Below are 15,141 nucleotides of genomic sequence, written 5' to 3'. Positions count from 1 at the left end.
GAGGTACCGTCATGTCCGATCGTCCGGGTGTGATCATGTCCGCAGAGATGGCCGAGCAGCCCGAGGTGCTCAGGCGCATCCTCCGTCGGGGGGCCGGTCCGATCGGCGCCGTGGCGGCCGAGATCGCGGCGAGGAAGCCGCGCTTCGTCCTGCTTACCGCGCGCGGTACGTCGGACAACGCGGCGCTCTACGCGAAGTACCTCCTGGAGATCCGGCTCGGCCTGCCGTGCGGGCTCGCCTCGATGTCCACCACGACGGCGTACGGCGCGAAGCCGGATCTGACGGACGTCCTGGTGATCATCATCAGCCAGTCGGGGGGCTCGCCGGACCTGGTCGCCTCCACGAAGGCCGCGAGGGAGGCCGGTGCGGTCACCCTCGCGGTCACGAACAATCCGGACTCGGGGCTGGCCGCGGTCTCCGAGCACCACATCGACATCCTGGCGGGCCCGGAGCGGGCCCTGCCCGCCACGAAGACCTACACCGCCTCCCTGCTGGCGCTGTACCTCTTCGTGGAGGCCCTGGGCGGTGGCGACGGGGCGGCCGCGGCCGGGGTGCTGCCGGACCTGGCCGACGAGATCCTGGGCCGCAGGGCGGAGGTGGCGGCGCTGGCCTCGCGCTACCGCTTCGCCGAGCGCATGGTCATCACCTCGCGCGGTTACGGCTATCCCACGGCCAAGGAGGCCGCCCTCAAGCTGATGGAGACCAGCTACATCCCCGCGCTGTCCTACTCGGGCGCGGATCTGCTGCACGGTCCGCTGGCCATGGTCGACAACATCTCCCCGGTGATCGCCGTGGTCACGGACGGCCGGGGCGGAAAGGCCCTGCAGCCCGTCCTGGACCGGCTCCGCGGCCGGGGCGCCGACCTCTTCGTCGTCGGCCCCCAGGCGCAGGTGGAGGCGGCGTCGGCGGGCTTCGCGCTGCCGACGGCGGGGGTGGCGGAGGAACTGCAGCCGGTTCTGGAGATCCTGCCGCTGCAGATGCTGGCGTACGAGGTGACCATCGCCCGGGGGCAGGATCCGGACGCGCCGCGCGCCCTTGCCAAGGTCACCGAGACGAGCTGACGCCCGGGGGTGGATCCTGGGCCGTTCCCCGGCGGTCCGGAGGCCGGTCCGTCGGGCCCCGGAGACACCCGCGGGCCGCGGCGCCGGGACGGGACCCTCAGCCCGTCCGGCACCGCAGCCCGGAGCTACCTGGCCGGCGGTGTGCGGTGCCTCCGGCCAATGGAGACACCGGCGCAGTCAGGGCAGAGAGCGCCGGGTGCCTCGATCCGCTCTCCTGTGCGGGGAGAGCGGAGGTCTGTCTTGTACATGATGCTCTTATTCCACCATGTACATTCCTGGTGCATTGTGGACTAGACCAATAGTCCCTGTCCATCCGTGGGTACGGACATTTTCCGTGCACGACCGCACTGCCCAGTGTCACGCATCGGCGGGCGGATCGGTTCGGAACCTGTCGGTATCCACAGGTACTCTCGCCCTGTGCCCTCCATGAACGACCTTGTCCGCCAGCACACAGCCCTGAGTGACACCGACCTCGAGTGGCTCCATCTGCTGGTCTCGGAGTGGCAGCTGCTCTCCGATCTGTCCTTCGCCGACCTCGTCCTGTGGGTGCCGACCCGCGACGGGACCCGCTATGTGTCCGTGGCACAGATGCGGCCCAACACCGGCCCCACCTCCTACCAGGACGACATGGTCGGCCATCTGGTGCCGCGGGGCCGCCGACCCCTGCTGGACGCGGCCCTGGACGAGGGGCGGATCGTGCGCGAGGGCGACCCGGAGTGGCGCGAGGAGGTTCCCGTGCGGGTCGAGTCGATCCCCGTACGCCGTGAGGGCCGGGTCCTCGGGGTCATCGCCCGCAATACGAACCTGCTCACCGTGCGTACGCCGTCCCGACTGGAACTCACCTACCTCCAGTCCGCCTCCGACCTGGCCCAGATGATCGCCGCCGGGTCCTTCCCGTTCCCGGGTCAGCAGGTCGACATGGATGCTTCGCCGCGCGTGGGCGACGGGCTGATCAGGCTCGATGCCGACGGCGTCGTCCAGTACGCCAGCCCCAACGGCCTCTCCGCCTACCACCGTCTCGGCCTCGCCTCCGACCTGGTCGGCCACCACCTCGGAGCGACGACGGCCGAGCTCGCACCCTCGCGCGGGCCGGTCGACGAGGCCCTGGTCAAGGTGGCGAGCGGGTACGCGCCCAGGGAGTTCGAGGTCGAGGGCGAAGGCGGCGTGATCCAGCTGCGAGCGATTCCGCTCAAGCCCAAGGGTGTCCGCATCGGTTCACTGGTCCTGCTCCGTGACGTCACGGAACTGCGGCGTCGTGAGCGGGAGTTGATCACCAAGGACGCCACCATCCGGGAGATCCACCACCGGGTGAAGAACAACCTCCAGACGGTGGCCGCCCTGTTGCGTCTTCAGGCCCGCCGCATGGACTCCGAACAGGGCCGCGAGGCACTCAACGAGGCGGTACGACGCGTCGGTTCGATCGCGATCGTGCATGAGACGCTGTCCCAGAATCTGGACGAGCGGGTCGAGTTCGACGAGATCGCCGACCGGGTCATTGCGATGGTCTCCGAGATCTCGCCCGGCAAGGTCACCTGCCGCCGCACGGGCCGCTTCGGCGTTCTCGATGCGGAAGTGGCCACTCCGCTCTCGATGGTGCTCACCGAGGTGCTGCAGAACGCACTGGAGCACGCCTTCACCCTGGCCGAGTCCGGCACGGTGGAGGTGTCCGCGGTACGGGGCGGCTCACCCTCCGAGGGGCGGCTGCTGATCACGGTGACGGACGACGGGTGCGGCCTGCCCGAGGGATTCGACCCCCAGCGGGCCGGCAATCTTGGTCTGCAGATCGTGCGAACGCTGGTGGAGGGCGAGTTGGGCGGCACCTTCGGCATGGTCCCGGCGCCCGGGCGCGGCACGCAGGTCGTCCTCGACATCCCGGTCACCAACGACAAATAGAGCGGCACCGCACAGAGCAGTGGGCCCGGACCGTGGTAACGGTCCGGGCCCACTGCGTAGTACTCACGGTGCGATGCGCTTCGGGGGTACTGCGCGCTGCGACTCGAAGGCGGGGCTGTGCGTACGCTCTGTACGCGCCGCCTGGCTGAGGCTCGTCGTGCGGGGGGCGTCGGTCAGGCGCTGGCGTTACGCGCCCGGTTGCGAGCGGCGCGGCGCTTCATTGCGCGGCGCTCGTCCTCGCTGAGGCCACCCCAGACGCCGGAGTCCTGGCCGGACTCGAGCGCCCACTGCAGGCACTGCTCCATGACGGGGCAGCGACGGCAGACGGCCTTGGCTTCCTCGATCTGCAGCAGCGCAGGACCGGTGTTGCCGATGGGGAAGAACAGCTCCGGGTCTTCCTCACGACAAACGGCGTTGTGACGCCAGTCCATGGCTGCTACCTCTCCTTGGTATTACATGCGGATGCTTGTGAATGTGAACGCTTTCACGAATCCCCCCGCAGACGAAGATCCGACTCCCAGATGAACTGGTTGTGGTCCTGTTGTGGTGAGGAGGGGTTCTGGCTCTCAGTGGAGGCCGATGTTGCGGGCCGTCCCGATCGCCATGTAGAGATTCGCAAACCTCGGCGACGGATACAACCCCTTCTGGAAAGTTTTTTTTGATTCCTCGGTGTCGACTAGGTCACAGCCGTACTTCTAAGGGGTGGGGGCCAGCCCAAACGTTCGAGTTAAAGGACTTTGAGCCCTTCCACTCACACAATCACACGCAGTGCACGGCGTACGCCTGTGAACGTCACGCTCGTACGCAGTCCCAGGTGGTCACCGTCCATCTGGAAGGGCAGTGGAGCCTTTGAATGCAAGGTGAAGTCGGTGAGGTCATGGAGGGAGACTGCGTGCTTGCCGTGTGGGCCCTTCTCGGGGCTCGAAGTGAGCAGCTGGGTGGCGTACCTCGCCACCGCGGGCGTGGTGAGGCGCTTCAGGCCGAGGATGTCCAGGCCGGTGTCGAAGGATGCCTTCGGAGCGGCGTACATCGGACGATTCCCCAGGTAGGTCCAGGGAGCGGTGTTGCAGATTATGGACAGCGCGAGCTCCGTGACCGGGTCCCGGCCGGGTACGTCCAGGGTGATCAGGCCCTTGCGCCGGTGCGGTTCCTCGAGGAACTGCCGGATCACCTGGCGCACGTACAGCGGATGGGTCGAACGCTTGCCGCGCTCGCGCTTCTGTTCGACCCGGCCGAGGACGCCCGCGTCGAATCCGAGTCCGGCACAGAAAGTGAACCAGCGTTCCGGAACGGCTTCGTCCGCCGTACCCGGGGTGCCGGCCGCCAGGCCGAGACCCACCGTGCGTTCGCTGCGGTCGGCGAGGGCGTCCAGGATGGCGCCGGTCGCTTCCACGGCGTCGTTGGGAATGCCCAGGGCGCGTGCGAACACGTTGGTGGAGCCGCCCGGAACCACGGCGAGGGCCGGCAGGCTGTCCACATCGGGCCCCTTGTGCAGCAGGCCGTTCACGACCTCGTTCACCGTGCCGTCACCGCCGAGGGCGACCACGAGGTCGATGTCGTCGGAGTCGGCAGCCCGTCGTCCCAGGTCCCGGGCGTGGCCGCGGTACTCCGTGGTCACGGCCTCCAGTTTCATCTCGCTCGCGAGGGCGTGGATGAGGACATCACGCGTCCGCGCACTGGTAGTGGTGGCAGCTGGGTTGACCACGAGAAGTGCGCGCATGCCCGCCAGAGTACCTACCGCGCGGTACCGGCCTGAAGTCCTGATCCGCTCGGTCCGCCGCCCGTAACGGAAAGTAATGATGCCCCAGGGTCCGGCTCCGCTCCGGCTCGACCCCGGCTTCGCGTTCGGCGGGCCGGGATGCCAACCTGAACGACGTGAGTACTCAGCAGAACGCGCCCTCCTCGTCGCCCTCGGACGGCCCGGAGAGGCAGGGCCGGATCGCCGTCGTGGCCGCACTCAGCGCCCTGGAAGGGGCGGCGCTCGCCATCGGCGGGATCTACATGCTGGTCATGGGGCTGCTCGGACGGCCCGAGAGCCCCCAGCAGGCCGAGATGGGCGGACTCACGCTGCTGGCACTCGGGTTGATCCCCCTGTTCGCCGCCCGCGGGCTGCTGCTGCGGCGCAGCTGGAGCCGCGGCCCCGCGCTCATCACCCAGCTCATGGCGCTGCCGGTCGCCTGGACGCTGCTGCGTGCGCAGGGCGCCCTGATCCCGGCCGGGATCGCCCTCGCCGCCGTCGCCGTGACGGCGCTCGTGCTGCTGCTCAACCCGGCGACCACTCGGGCGCTGGGCATCCGGGGGCCGCGGACGACCCCCGAGGCCTGAGCCTCCGGACGGCACCCGCGGTTTGAGCCCCGTACGACCCCGGGGGCCGAGTCCCCATACGCCCCCGGGGCATTCGACGCCCCGAGTCCCCATACGCCCCCGGGGCATTCGACGCCCCGGGGCCTGCTTCTGCCTACTCCTCGACGAGCAGTCGCTCGCGCAGCTGTGCGAGCGTGCGCGCCAGTAGCCGGGAGACGTGCATCTGGGAGATGCCGACCTCCTGGGCGATCTGCGACTGGGTCATGTTGCCGAAGAAGCGGAGTAGGAGAATCCGCTTCTCTCGTGGCGGGAGGTCCTCGAGCAGCGGCTTGAGCGACTCCCGGTACTCGACGCCCTCCAGTGCCTCGTCCTCCGAGCCGAGCGTGTCCGCGACAGCGGGGGACTCGTCGTCCGTGTCCGGGACGTCCAGTGAGAGCGTGCTGTAGGCATTGGCCGATTCCAGGCCCTCCAGGACCTCCTCCTCGGAGATGCCCAGGCGCTCCGCGAGCTCGTGCACCGTCGGGGAGCGGCCGTGCTGCTGGGAGAGCTCCGCGGTTGCCGTGGTCAGTGACAGCCGCAGCTCCTGGAGGCGGCGGGGCACCCGCACCGCCCAGCCCTTGTCACGGAAGTGCCGTTTGATCTCGCCGACGACCGTAGGAGTCGCGTACGTCGAGAACTCGACACCGCGGTCCGGGTCGAACCGGTCCACGGACTTGATCAGTCCGATCGTCGCGACCTGGGTCAGGTCGTCCAGAGGCTCGCCCCGGTTGCGGAATCTGCGGGCCAGGTGCTCGACGAGCGGGAGGTGCATGCGCACCAGCCGGTTGCGCAGCTCCGCCTTCTCCGGCGAACCGTCGGCAAGCTCGCGCAGCTCGATGAAGAGTGCCCGCGCCCCGCTGCGGTCATGTGGATCGTGGTGCCCGTGCTCGCTCATCTGGCCCGCCCGCTCTGCCTGCGACTGCTTCACCGCGACCGTGCGGCCTTGGGTCCCGTCCGCACCGTCCACCGGATGCGGCCGGGCCTGTTGCTCCGGGACGGCTGCTGGGCGCGCCACCCCGGGTCGGATCGTCTCGTCCCGCACGGGACCGTCCCCGTTGCTCACGCCGGCCCGGGTCCCGCGCCGCGCTGTTTGTAGAGGCTGATGCTGACCGTGCGGTCGTCGGCGACCGTGGAGTCGACCTTGCCGGCCAGTGCGGAGAGCACCGTCCAGGCGAAGGTGTCGCGCTCGGGAGCGCGGCCGTCCGTGGTCGGAGCCGACACGGTCACCTCGAGGGAGTCGTCGACGAGGCGGAAGACGCAGCTGAGGACGGAACCCGGCACGGCCTGCTGGAGCAGGATCGCGCAGGCCTCGTCGACCGCGATGCGAAGATCCTCGATCTCGTCGAGAGTGAAGTCCAAGCGCGCTGCGAGACCGGCCGTGGCCGTACGCAGCACCGACAGGTAGGCACCCGCAGCGGGCAGCCGGACCTCTACGAAGTCCTGATTCCCGGGCTCGCCTGCGATCTGGGACACCCTCACCTCCAAGGTGGCACAAACTCATTCGAGGCTCCGGGACGAGTGCCCGGAGCCATGCGGTCTTCGTCGGTTCTGTGGTTCGGCGACGCTATCGCGATCCATGATGCCGTGTCGCCGAGCCCCCATCCCCTGACCGTCACTCATGGTAAGCCCATGAGTACGCACAGTGGCTAGGGGTCTACGGTGGTCAATTGCGAAGAACCGGCGCCGGTTTGACGTACCCAGACGTCAGACGATCGAACCGTCCTCGAAGCACCAGCGCCAGTTGTCGCCGCATTCGTAACTTCGCATGACCGGATGGCCTGTCTCCTGGAAGTGCGCCGTGGCGTGCTTCAGGGGCGACGAGTCGCAGCAGCCGACGTGGCCGCAGGTGAGACAGAGCCGCAACTGCACGGGATGGCTGCCCGCGGCCAGACACTCGAGACAGGTTTCGCTGAGCGGGGCGGGCTCGGGGCGCGGCATTTCGAGAACATGCAGGCACTCACTCATGATGGCCACGTTACGACGGATGCGAGGACGGTGAGATGGACGCGTTGCCGCTGGTGGCACTCGTAGCGGCCAGCGCGGCGGTCGCGGGGGCCGCGCGGCGGACCCCGGTGCCGGCCCCGTTGGTGTTGGTGGCCGTGGGACTGCTGGCGGCGTATCTGCCGGGCGTACCGGACTACACGCTGGACGCCCACGTCGTGCTGCCGCTTCTGCTGCCCCCGCTGCTGTACACGGCCGCCGTCGACAGCTCGTACCTCGATCTGCGGGCCAATCTGCGGCCGGTCGCGCTCCTCTCCGTGGGGTACGTGCTCTTCGCCACCGTCGCGGTGGGCTGGCTGGCGTACCTGGTCGTGCCCGACCTGCCGCTGACTGCCGCGCTCGTGCTCGGAGCGGTGGTCGCCCCGCCGGACGCCGTCACGGCCGCCGCGATCGCGCGCCGGGTCGGGCTGCCCGCCCGGGTCACGACCATCCTCCAGGGCGAGTCCCTGGTGAACGACGCCACCGCGATCACCGCCTTCAGGGTGGCCCTCGCCGCCGCGGTCGGGGAGGGCGTGACCTGGGCCGAGGGGATCGGCGAGTTCCTGCTGGCGGCGGTCGGCGGAGTCGGTGTCGGTCTGGTCCTGATGGTGCCGCTGCACTGGCTGCGCACGCACCTCAAGGAGGCGCTGCTGCAGAACACCCTGTCGCTGCTGATCCCCTTCGTGGCGTACGCGGCCGCGGAGCGGGTGCACGCCTCCGGGGTGCTGGCCGTGGTCGTCGTCGCGCTCTACCTGGGACACCGCTCCTGGCAGGTCGACTTCGCCACACGGCTCCAGGAGGCTGCGGTCTGGAAGATGGTCGCGTTCATCCTGGAGTCCGCGGTCTTCGCGCTCATCGGGCTGCAGCTGCCCTTCGTACTGAGGGGGCTCGGCACCTACGGCGTCATCGAGGCCCTCTGGTACGCGGCCGCCGTGTTCATCGCAGTGGTCGTGGTGCGCTTCGTCTGGGTCTACCCGGCGAGCTATCTGCCCCTGTGGCTCTCCCGGCGCGTCAGGGAACGCGAACCCGACCTGCCGTGGTCCTCACCGCTGATCGTGAGCTGGGCGGGGATGCGGGGCGTCGTCTCGCTCGCCATCGCGTTCTCCATCCCTCTGGTCACCCACGACGGGGAGGACTTCCCGGCCCGCAACCTGGTGCTCTTCCTGACCTTCTCGACCGTCATCGGGACCCTGGTCATCCAGGGACTCACCCTGCCGCTCCTCGTGCGGATGCTGAAGCTCCCGGGACGTGACGTGCGGACCGAGACGCTGGCCGAGGCCCAGGCGCAGAGCGAGGCGTCCACGGCTGCGGAGGCGCGTCTGGAGGAGTTGCTGTCCGATCCTCGCAACGCGCTGCCCGAACCGCTCACCGAACGTCTGCGGACCGTCATGGAACGGCGCCGCAACGCGGTGTGGGAGCGGCTCGGCGCGGCCAATCCGGTCACCGGGGAATCGGCTGACGATACCTACCGGCGGCTCGCGCGGGAGATGATCGGAGCCGAGCGAGAGGTGTTCGTGCAGCTCAGGGACGAGCGGCGGATCGACGACGAGATGCTGCGCGCCCTGCTGCGCCGGCTCGACCTCGAAGAGGCGGCGGCCTACCGGGAGTCGGACGGAACCTGAGGGCCGAAGCCCTGGGGGCGCCGGCGGTACACGTGCCCGGTCAGTCCGGCCGCCCGGTGATCACGGCCGTCACCGTGGACCCCGGGGCGAAGGCGCCCTCCGCGGCCAGTGCGGCAAGGGCGTACAGCAGCTTGGCCACGTAGAGCCGCTCGACCGGCAGGCCGTGGCGGTCCTCGAAGTCGTCGGCGAACGCGTGCAGCTCCGGGGGCGTACGGGCGTAGCCGCCGAAGTGGAAGCGCTCGTCCAGGGACCACTGCCCGGCCCGGCCGCCGAACGCCTCGTGCTGCAGGTTCAGCACCACGTCCTCCAGGAAGCCGCCGCGCAGCACAGGAATGCCCAGGGCGCGCTGTCCCGGACCGAGTCCGGCGGCCAGTCCGGCCAGGGTGCCGCCGGTCCCGCAGGCCACCGCGACCGTGTCGCCCTGCCCGCGCAGCTCGTGGCCGAGCGCTGTGCAGCCCTGTGCGGCGAGAGCGTTGCTGCCGCCCTCCGGGAGGACGGTGCACGCCCCGAAGAGGCTCAGCAGCCCGTCCAGGACCTCGGGAGCGGTCTTCGAGCGGTACGTCGCCCGGTCCACGAAGTGCAGCCGCATGCCGTCGGCCGCACACCGGGCGAGGGAGGGGTTGAGGGGGCGGCCGGCCAGTTCGTCGCCGCGTACGACCCCGACCGTGGGAAAGCCGAGCAGGCGTCCGGCGGCGGCCGTGGCGCGCAGGTGGTTGGAGTAGGCCCCGCCGAAGGTCAGAACGGTGTGTCCGGCGGCCGCCCGCAGATTGGGGGCGAGTTTCCGCCACTTGTTGCCGGGCAGGTCGGGGTGGATCAGATCGTCGCGCTTGAGGAGCAGGGTCACGCCGTGACGGGCGAAGCGCTCGTCCTCGGCCGGCTGCAGGGGGGAGGGGAGAACCGGCTGCAGCCGGGAGAGGTCGAGCGCTTCGTGGTGCACGCACTCATTGTGCCGCCGGTGCGGCCCGCGCGGATCGCCCGCCGCTACTTGAGCCGGTCGTGGATCCGGGTGCGCATGCCCGTCATCGAGAAGCCGCGCGGGTCGACCTTGCCCGGCTGCCACTCCAGGTGACCGATGACCGAAGGTGCGTCCCAGCCGTGGAAGCGGCAGACCGCTGCGGCGGCCTTCTCGATGGCTTCGAGCTGGACGGCGGGCCAGGGGTCGTCCCCGTCGCCGAGGTTCTCGCACTCGAACCCGTAGAAGTGCCGGTTTCCGTCGGTGTTGGCCTCGTTGTCGGTCGGCAGTGCCTTCTCCGCGATGACTGCGCGCAGGACGTCGTCGTCGCCGAGGCCGGCGTGGTTGGCGCGGCCGTAGCCGACCAGATGGACCCGGCCGTCCTTGGCGATCACGCCGTGGCAGAGCGGGCCCGGCAGGCCCGAGTAGCCGTCACGGCAGATCTCGACGGTGCGGGCGGTGCCCTTGGTGACGGTGTGATGGACCATCACACCGTGCACCGGTCCCCAGGGGCCTGTGTGGTTGCGGTTGTGTGTACGCCAGTCGCCGACCTGGACGACGGTGAGCCCTTCGTCCTTCAGGGCCTTGAGGAAGTTGCTCGCGGACATGGGTGAGGACATGGCCGACTCCTTTGGTACGTGGGGAGTGTGTCCGTACAGCGCTTGTACCGGAACGTGGGCCTCCGGGCCACCTGTTCGGGCAAAGTGCGAGTCGTTCCGGACAGTTCCGCGAGCTGTGGGCACCACCTCCGGCGTCGGTCAGCCCCGGGCGAGCCAGAGGTCGGGGCCGAACACCTCGTAGTGGATGTCGGCCGCGCGCACACCCTTGGCGAGCAGCTGGGAGCGGACGGCGCGCATGAAGGGCAACGGGCCGCAGAGATAGGCGCGGGTTCCGGAAGCGATCGGCAGGGCGGTCAGGTCGACCGTACCGGTGCGCTCCCGGGGGTGGCCCGGCTCCGGGTGCTCGTACCAGAAGTGCGCGGTGGCGTCCTGGAGCTTGGCGGTGAGCAGGGCGTGGTCGGTGCGCAGGGCGTGGTCGGCGACCGAACGGTCGCCGTGCACCACGGTGACGGGGGAGCGGTGGTCCTTCGTCGCCAGGTGTTCCAGCATCGAGAGCATGGGGGTGCAGCCGATGCCCGCCGAGGCGAGGAGCAGCGGGGCGTCGCTGTCGTCGAGGACCAGATCGCCGTACGGGGCCGAGACGCGCAGCCGGTCGCCCTCCCGCACGTGGGCGTGCAGGTGCCGCGAGACCTCGCCGTCGGGAGTGCCTCCGCCCCGTACCCGCTTGACGGTCAGGGAACGCAGGGCGGAGCCCGGCGCGCAGGAGAGGCTGTACTGGCGTATCTGGTGAGCGCCGTCGGGGAGCTCGACCTGCACGGAGACGTACTGGCCAGGGTTGAAGTCGGGAGCCGGGGCGCCGTCGGAGGGGGTGATCCAGAACGTGGCGACGTCCTGCGTCTCATCGGTCCGTGAGGTCACCGTCCACTCCCGCCACACGTCACCTGCGACGACGCCCTGCTGGGCGTACAGGCGGCTCTCGATGGCGATCAGGGCGTTGGCCATCAGCCAGTAGACCTCGTCCCAGGCGGCCGCGACCTCCGGCGTGACCGCGTCACCGAGTACCTCGGCGATGGCCGCGAAGAGATGGGTGTGCACGACCTCGTACTGCGGGGGTGTGATGCCGAGCGACGCGTGCTTGTTGGCGATGCGGATCAGCATCGCGTCGGGGCGGGTCTCCGGGTGTTCGAGCAGCTGGGAGGCGAAGGCGGCGATGGAGCCCGCGAGAGCCTGGCGCTGTGTGCCGGACGCCTGGTTTCCGCGGTTGAACAGGTCGCGGAGCAACTCGGGTCGGGCGTCGAACAGCTTCCGGTAGAAGAGGTCCGCGATGGCGCCCATGCCCGCCCCGACGGCGGGCAGGGTGGCACGGACGGTGGCGGTCGACGTCTCGGAGAGCATGGGGTGACTCCTCAGGTGTGGAGCGGATCAGGGCGACGAAAAAACTGGCATTTAAGATGCATATTTCAGGGCGGCGAAATCGGCGCACGGTGGGGCGTGCGCCGGTCAGTCCGGCGCGGGACGGCTGCCGCTGATGCCGATCAGCAGGGGGCCGGTGGGGGAGGAGACGAGATCGGCGACGGCGATGGGGTCCAGCGAGGCGTAGAAGGCCTCTTCCGCCGCCCGGAGGGCGGAGCGCAGCCGACAGGCGGAGCGAAGGGGGCAGGGGGTGGCGCCCTCGCACTCGACCACCTCGCCGGGCCCTTCCAGCTGGCGCACGAGAGCGCCGACCGATATGGACCGGCCGGCTCCGGTGAGGGTGAGACCGCCGCCGCGGCCGCGGCGTGCGTCGACGAGGCCGAGGTGCTGGAGGCGGGCGACGACCTTCGCGGTGTGGGTGTACGGCACCTGCATGGTGGCCGCCACCTCGCGGGTGGTCGGCGGGTCCTCGTCCCCCGTCGCGACAGCCAGGCGCATGAGTACGCGGAGTGCCACGTCGGTGAATCTCGTCAGGCGCATGGGTTCAACGTAGGTATGTTGCATCAAAGATGCAAATTAAGGAGGACGCGCGGCGACGCAGAGCAACGTGCCCAGACACCAGCCCGATTAGTCACACTCTTTTGTGTAATAGCGCACCCTGTCCTCCTGCTGAAAGGCTTCTTCTCGCAGGTCAGTCCATGATCGAGAGGATGTCGGATGTCCGTTGGTGAAGAGGTTCGCGACACGCAGTCGCCGCCGCAGCAGAGTCTCGGCACAGCGGCTGCGCGGAACCTCGCGACAACGACCAAGTCCGCCCCGCAGATGCAGGAGATCACCTCGCGGTGGCTGCTGCGCATGCTGCCGTGGGTGCAGGTGCAGGGCGGGACGTACAGGGTGAACCGCCGGCTCAGCTATTCGGTCGGAGACGGCCGGTTGACCTTCGTCCAGACCGGCGACCGGGTCGCGGTCATCCCCGCCGAGCTCGGCGAACTGCCCGCCCTGCGGGACTTCGGGGACGAAGAGGTGCTGGGGGAGCTGGCGCGCAGGTGCGAGCAGCGTGACGTGGCGGCCGGCGAGGTGCTCGCCGCTTCGGGGGACGCGGCGGACCGCGTCTTTCTGCTGGCCCACGGAAAGGTCGAGAAGGTCGGCACCGGCCCGTACGGCGACGAGACGGTGCTCGGAGTCCTCGCCGACGGCGCCTACTTCGGTGACCAGGCGCTGATCGACGGCGACGCGGCCTGGGAGTACACAGCCCGGGCCGTCACCGCCTGCACGCTGCTGACCCTGCGACGTTCGGACGTGCTCAACCTCGCGGCCCGCGCCGACTCGCTTCGCGACCACCTCGCCGGACTGCTCTCCATCCCGCACCAGCGCACCAACCGCTACGGCGAGGCGGAGATCGATCTGTCCGCCGGCCATGTGGGGGAGAGCGTCGTCCCGCACACGTTCGTCGACTACGAGTCGGCTCCACGTGAATACGAACTCAGCGTCGCCCAGACCGTGCTGAAGGTCCACAGCAGGGTCGCCGATCTCTACAACCAGCCGATGAACCAGACAGAGCAGCAGTTGCGGCTCACCGTCGAGGCGCTGAGGGAGCGCCAGGAGCACGAGCTGATCAACAACCGCGAGTTCGGACTGCTCAACAACTGCGACTACGAGCAGCGGCTCCAGCCCCACGACGGGGCCCCCGGACCCGACGACATGGACGAACTGCTTTCGCGCCGGCGCGGGTCGAAACTGTTCCTGGCCCATCCGCGGGCCATCGCCGCCTTCGGCCGCGAGTGCAACAAGCGCGGTCTGGTGCCGGAGAGCGTGGAGGTCGGAGGGCACCATGTGCCCGCCTGGCGCGGGGTTCCGATCTTCCCTTGCAACAAGATCCCGGTCACCGATGCCCGCACCACATCGATCATCTGCATGAGGACCGGTGAAGCGGAGCAGGGCGTCGTCGGACTTCAGCAGAGCGGCATCCCGGACGAGATCGAGCCGAGCCTGTCGGTCCGCTTCATGGGCATCGACGAGCAGGCGATCATCTCGTACCTGGTAACGGCCTACTACTCCGCCGCCATCCTGGTGCCGGATGCCCTGGGTGTCCTGGAGAACGTCGAGGTCAGCCGCTGGCGGTGATCCGCCCGGGGCCCGGGCTACGCCCGCCCGGGCCCCGTACGCGCAGGGCCGCGACAGAGGTGCCTTTGGGGCACCCGGAAGGAGTGACCGTGACCATGACGAGTACGGATGCCGCGACGGAAGGGCACGAGGCCGCCGCGCTCCTGGAGCGCACCCGCGGCGTAGTCGACCCGCATCTGCGAGCTGCCGTGGAATCGCTGCCCGGAGGCATACGCCAGGTCGCGATGTACCACTTCGGCTGGCAGAACGCGGACGGAAGCCCGGCCTCGGGGCTGGCCGGCAAGGCCATCAGGCCCGCACTGGTCCTGGCCGCCGCACGCGCGCTGGGCGGCGATCCGGACCACGCGGTACGGGCCGCCGTAGCGGTGGAGCTGGCACACAACTTCACCCTGCTCCACGACGACGTGATCGACGAGGACGCCACCCGCAGGCACCGGCCCACGGCGTGGGCCGTGTTCGGAGTGCCGGACGCCGTCATCACCGGGGACGCCATGCTCGCCCTCGCACAGCGACTCCTGTCCGACGACCCGCACCCGGCGTCCGCGCGCGCTTCGACCCGGCTGTCCACCTGCGTCATCGAACTGTGTGCGGGGCAACAGGCCGACTGCGCCCTGGAGAAGCGCAGCCCCGACGACGTCACGCTGGACGAGTGCCTCACCATGGCCACGGCCAAGACGGGTGCGCTTCTCGGCTGCGCCTGTGCCCTCGGCGCCCTGTACGCGGGGGCGGGGGAGCGAGCGGTGGGAGCCATGGACGGCTTCGGGAGGGAGGCGGGTCTGGCCTTCCAGCTCATCGACGACCTGATCGGAATCTGGGGGGACGCGGACCGTACGGGCAAGCCGGTCGGGGCGGATCTGTCAGCCCACAAGAAGTCCCTGCCGGTGGTGGCCGCTCTCACCTCGGGCACGCCCGCTGCCGCCGACTTGGCCGCGCTCTACCGGGGAGCCATGAGCACTCCGGGCGAGGTGAGCAGGGCAGCCGACGCCGTGGACCGGGCGGGCGGCCGGGACTGGGCGCAGATGTGCGCGGCGGACCGGATGGCCCGGGCGGTCCACCATCTGTCCCGTGCGGTGCCCGATCCGGCCGCTGCGGGAGACCTGCTCGCCCTGGCCGAGTTCGTCACCCGCAGGACGCACTGAGCCGAGGCCTCCGTAACCGGCACCCCGATGCAACTCTAGGATCCCGACAGTCGG

General features: G+C 69.8%; 15 protein-coding genes. 6 read left to right on the top strand and 9 right to left on the bottom strand.

The features are described 5' to 3' along the window. Positions 1-11 precede the first annotated feature (11 nt). Both OG844_RS21015 and OG844_RS21010 read left to right on the top strand, forming a co-directional pair. A complete protein-coding gene (locus tag OG844_RS21015; RefSeq protein ID WP_406392242.1) occupies positions 12-1,061 on the top strand; it encodes an SIS domain-containing protein in 1,050 nt (349 codons plus the stop codon). 426 nt (positions 1,062-1,487) lie between these two features. Next, entirely contained in the window at positions 1,488-2,954 is a 1,467-nt protein-coding gene (locus tag OG844_RS21010; protein ID WP_406392240.1) for a sensor histidine kinase, read from the top strand. A 173-nt stretch (positions 2,955-3,127) separates the two neighbouring features. Here OG844_RS21010 and OG844_RS21005 read toward each other — a convergent pair whose 3' ends face one another. Beyond that, positions 3,128-3,385, bottom strand: a complete 258-nt coding sequence (locus OG844_RS21005; RefSeq protein ID WP_003953983.1) for a WhiB family transcriptional regulator — start codon at positions 3,383-3,385, stop codon at positions 3,128-3,130. Positions 3,386-3,705: 320 nt separating this feature from the next. Further along, positions 3,706-4,674, bottom strand: coding sequence for a diacylglycerol/lipid kinase family protein (locus OG844_RS21000; protein WP_406392238.1), 969 nt, complete (start codon positions 4,672-4,674; stop codon positions 3,706-3,708). A gap of 227 nt (positions 4,675-4,901) precedes the next feature. Between OG844_RS21000 and OG844_RS20995 the strand changes: the two genes are divergently transcribed. Then, positions 4,902-5,279 (top strand): hypothetical protein, encoded by a 378-nt coding sequence (locus OG844_RS20995; protein ID WP_406396204.1) that lies wholly within the window; start codon positions 4,902-4,904, stop codon positions 5,277-5,279. A 133-nt stretch (positions 5,280-5,412) separates the two neighbouring features. On the opposite strand, the gene OG844_RS20990 is transcribed toward OG844_RS20995, so the two are convergent. The 3 genes from OG844_RS20990 to OG844_RS20980 form a co-directional block, all read right to left on the bottom strand. After that, entirely contained in the window at positions 5,413-6,339 is a 927-nt protein-coding gene (locus OG844_RS20990; protein WP_351167255.1) for an RNA polymerase sigma factor SigF, read from the bottom strand. Between the two features lie 17 nt (positions 6,340-6,356). Continuing rightward, the gene (locus OG844_RS20985; protein WP_003966375.1) at positions 6,357-6,770 is read right to left on the bottom strand and encodes an anti-sigma regulatory factor; all 414 of its coding nucleotides are present in this window, start codon (positions 6,768-6,770) and stop codon (positions 6,357-6,359) included. A 231-nt stretch (positions 6,771-7,001) separates the two neighbouring features. Then, positions 7,002-7,262: a UBP-type zinc finger domain-containing protein gene (locus OG844_RS20980; RefSeq protein ID WP_351167241.1), complete on the bottom strand. Its 261-nt coding sequence runs from the start codon at positions 7,260-7,262 to the stop codon at positions 7,002-7,004. 35 nt (positions 7,263-7,297) lie between these two features. Here OG844_RS20980 and OG844_RS20975 point away from each other — a divergent pair, with 35 nt between their 5' ends. Continuing rightward, complete coding sequence (locus OG844_RS20975) at positions 7,298-8,899, top strand: Na+/H+ antiporter (RefSeq protein WP_406392236.1); 1,602 nt, start codon at positions 7,298-7,300, stop codon at positions 8,897-8,899. A gap of 40 nt (positions 8,900-8,939) precedes the next feature. On the opposite strand, the gene OG844_RS20970 is transcribed toward OG844_RS20975, so the two are convergent. The 4 genes from OG844_RS20970 to OG844_RS20955 form a co-directional block, all read right to left on the bottom strand. Further along, positions 8,940-9,836 carry a 1-aminocyclopropane-1-carboxylate deaminase/D-cysteine desulfhydrase gene (locus OG844_RS20970; protein ID WP_406392235.1) on the bottom strand — a complete coding sequence of 299 codons (897 nt, stop codon included), beginning with the start codon at positions 9,834-9,836 and terminating at the stop codon, positions 8,940-8,942. Between the two features lie 44 nt (positions 9,837-9,880). Further along, positions 9,881-10,471 carry an N-acetylmuramoyl-L-alanine amidase gene (locus OG844_RS20965; RefSeq protein WP_406392233.1) on the bottom strand — a complete coding sequence of 197 codons (591 nt, stop codon included), beginning with the start codon at positions 10,469-10,471 and terminating at the stop codon, positions 9,881-9,883. A gap of 138 nt (positions 10,472-10,609) precedes the next feature. Beyond that, on the bottom strand, positions 10,610-11,806 hold the full coding sequence (locus OG844_RS20960) for a globin domain-containing protein (protein WP_406392231.1): 1,197 nt from the start codon (positions 11,804-11,806) through the stop codon (positions 10,610-10,612). Between the two features lie 105 nt (positions 11,807-11,911). Beyond that, positions 11,912-12,364: an RrF2 family transcriptional regulator gene (locus tag OG844_RS20955; protein WP_406392230.1), complete on the bottom strand. Its 453-nt coding sequence runs from the start codon at positions 12,362-12,364 to the stop codon at positions 11,912-11,914. Between the two features lie 177 nt (positions 12,365-12,541). Between OG844_RS20955 and OG844_RS20950 the strand changes: the two genes are divergently transcribed. Further along, positions 12,542-13,948, top strand: a complete 1,407-nt coding sequence (locus tag OG844_RS20950) for a family 2B encapsulin nanocompartment shell protein (RefSeq protein ID WP_406392228.1) — start codon at positions 12,542-12,544, stop codon at positions 13,946-13,948. A gap of 95 nt (positions 13,949-14,043) precedes the next feature. Next, on the top strand, positions 14,044-15,087 hold the full coding sequence (locus OG844_RS20945) for a family 2 encapsulin nanocompartment cargo protein polyprenyl transferase (protein ID WP_406392227.1): 1,044 nt from the start codon (positions 14,044-14,046) through the stop codon (positions 15,085-15,087). The last annotated feature ends 54 nt before the right edge of the window (positions 15,088-15,141 follow it).

The organism is Streptomyces sp. NBC_00887 (genome assembly GCF_045207585.1).
Note: the sequence above shows the minus strand (reverse complement) of the source record. Positions and strands in the feature narration are given on the sequence as shown.

What these genes read in the sequence shown, in the direction of transcription:
- OG844_RS20960 (WP_406392231.1), bottom strand. Translation starts at nt 11,806, where the DNA reads ATGCTCTCCGAGACGTCGACCGCCACCGTCCGTGCCACCCTGCCCGCC.
- OG844_RS21010 (WP_406392240.1), top strand. Translation starts at nt 1,488, where the DNA reads ATGAACGACCTTGTCCGCCAGCACACAGCCCTGAGTGACACCGACCTC.
- OG844_RS20950 (WP_406392228.1), top strand. Translation starts at nt 12,542, where the DNA reads ATGTCCGTTGGTGAAGAGGTTCGCGACACGCAGTCGCCGCCGCAGCAG.
- OG844_RS20945 (WP_406392227.1), top strand. Translation starts at nt 14,044, where the DNA reads ATGACGAGTACGGATGCCGCGACGGAAGGGCACGAGGCCGCCGCGCTC.
- OG844_RS21015 (WP_406392242.1), top strand. Translation starts at nt 12, where the DNA reads ATGTCCGATCGTCCGGGTGTGATCATGTCCGCAGAGATGGCCGAGCAG.
- OG844_RS21000 (WP_406392238.1), bottom strand. Translation starts at nt 4,674, where the DNA reads ATGCGCGCACTTCTCGTGGTCAACCCAGCTGCCACCACTACCAGTGCG.
- OG844_RS20980 (WP_351167241.1), bottom strand. Translation starts at nt 7,262, where the DNA reads ATGAGTGAGTGCCTGCATGTTCTCGAAATGCCGCGCCCCGAGCCCGCC.
- OG844_RS20965 (WP_406392233.1), bottom strand. Translation starts at nt 10,471, where the DNA reads ATGTCCTCACCCATGTCCGCGAGCAACTTCCTCAAGGCCCTGAAGGAC.
- OG844_RS21005 (WP_003953983.1), bottom strand. Translation starts at nt 3,385, where the DNA reads ATGGACTGGCGTCACAACGCCGTTTGTCGTGAGGAAGACCCGGAGCTG.
- OG844_RS20975 (WP_406392236.1), top strand. Translation starts at nt 7,298, where the DNA reads ATGGACGCGTTGCCGCTGGTGGCACTCGTAGCGGCCAGCGCGGCGGTC.
- OG844_RS20955 (WP_406392230.1), bottom strand. Translation starts at nt 12,364, where the DNA reads ATGCGCCTGACGAGATTCACCGACGTGGCACTCCGCGTACTCATGCGC.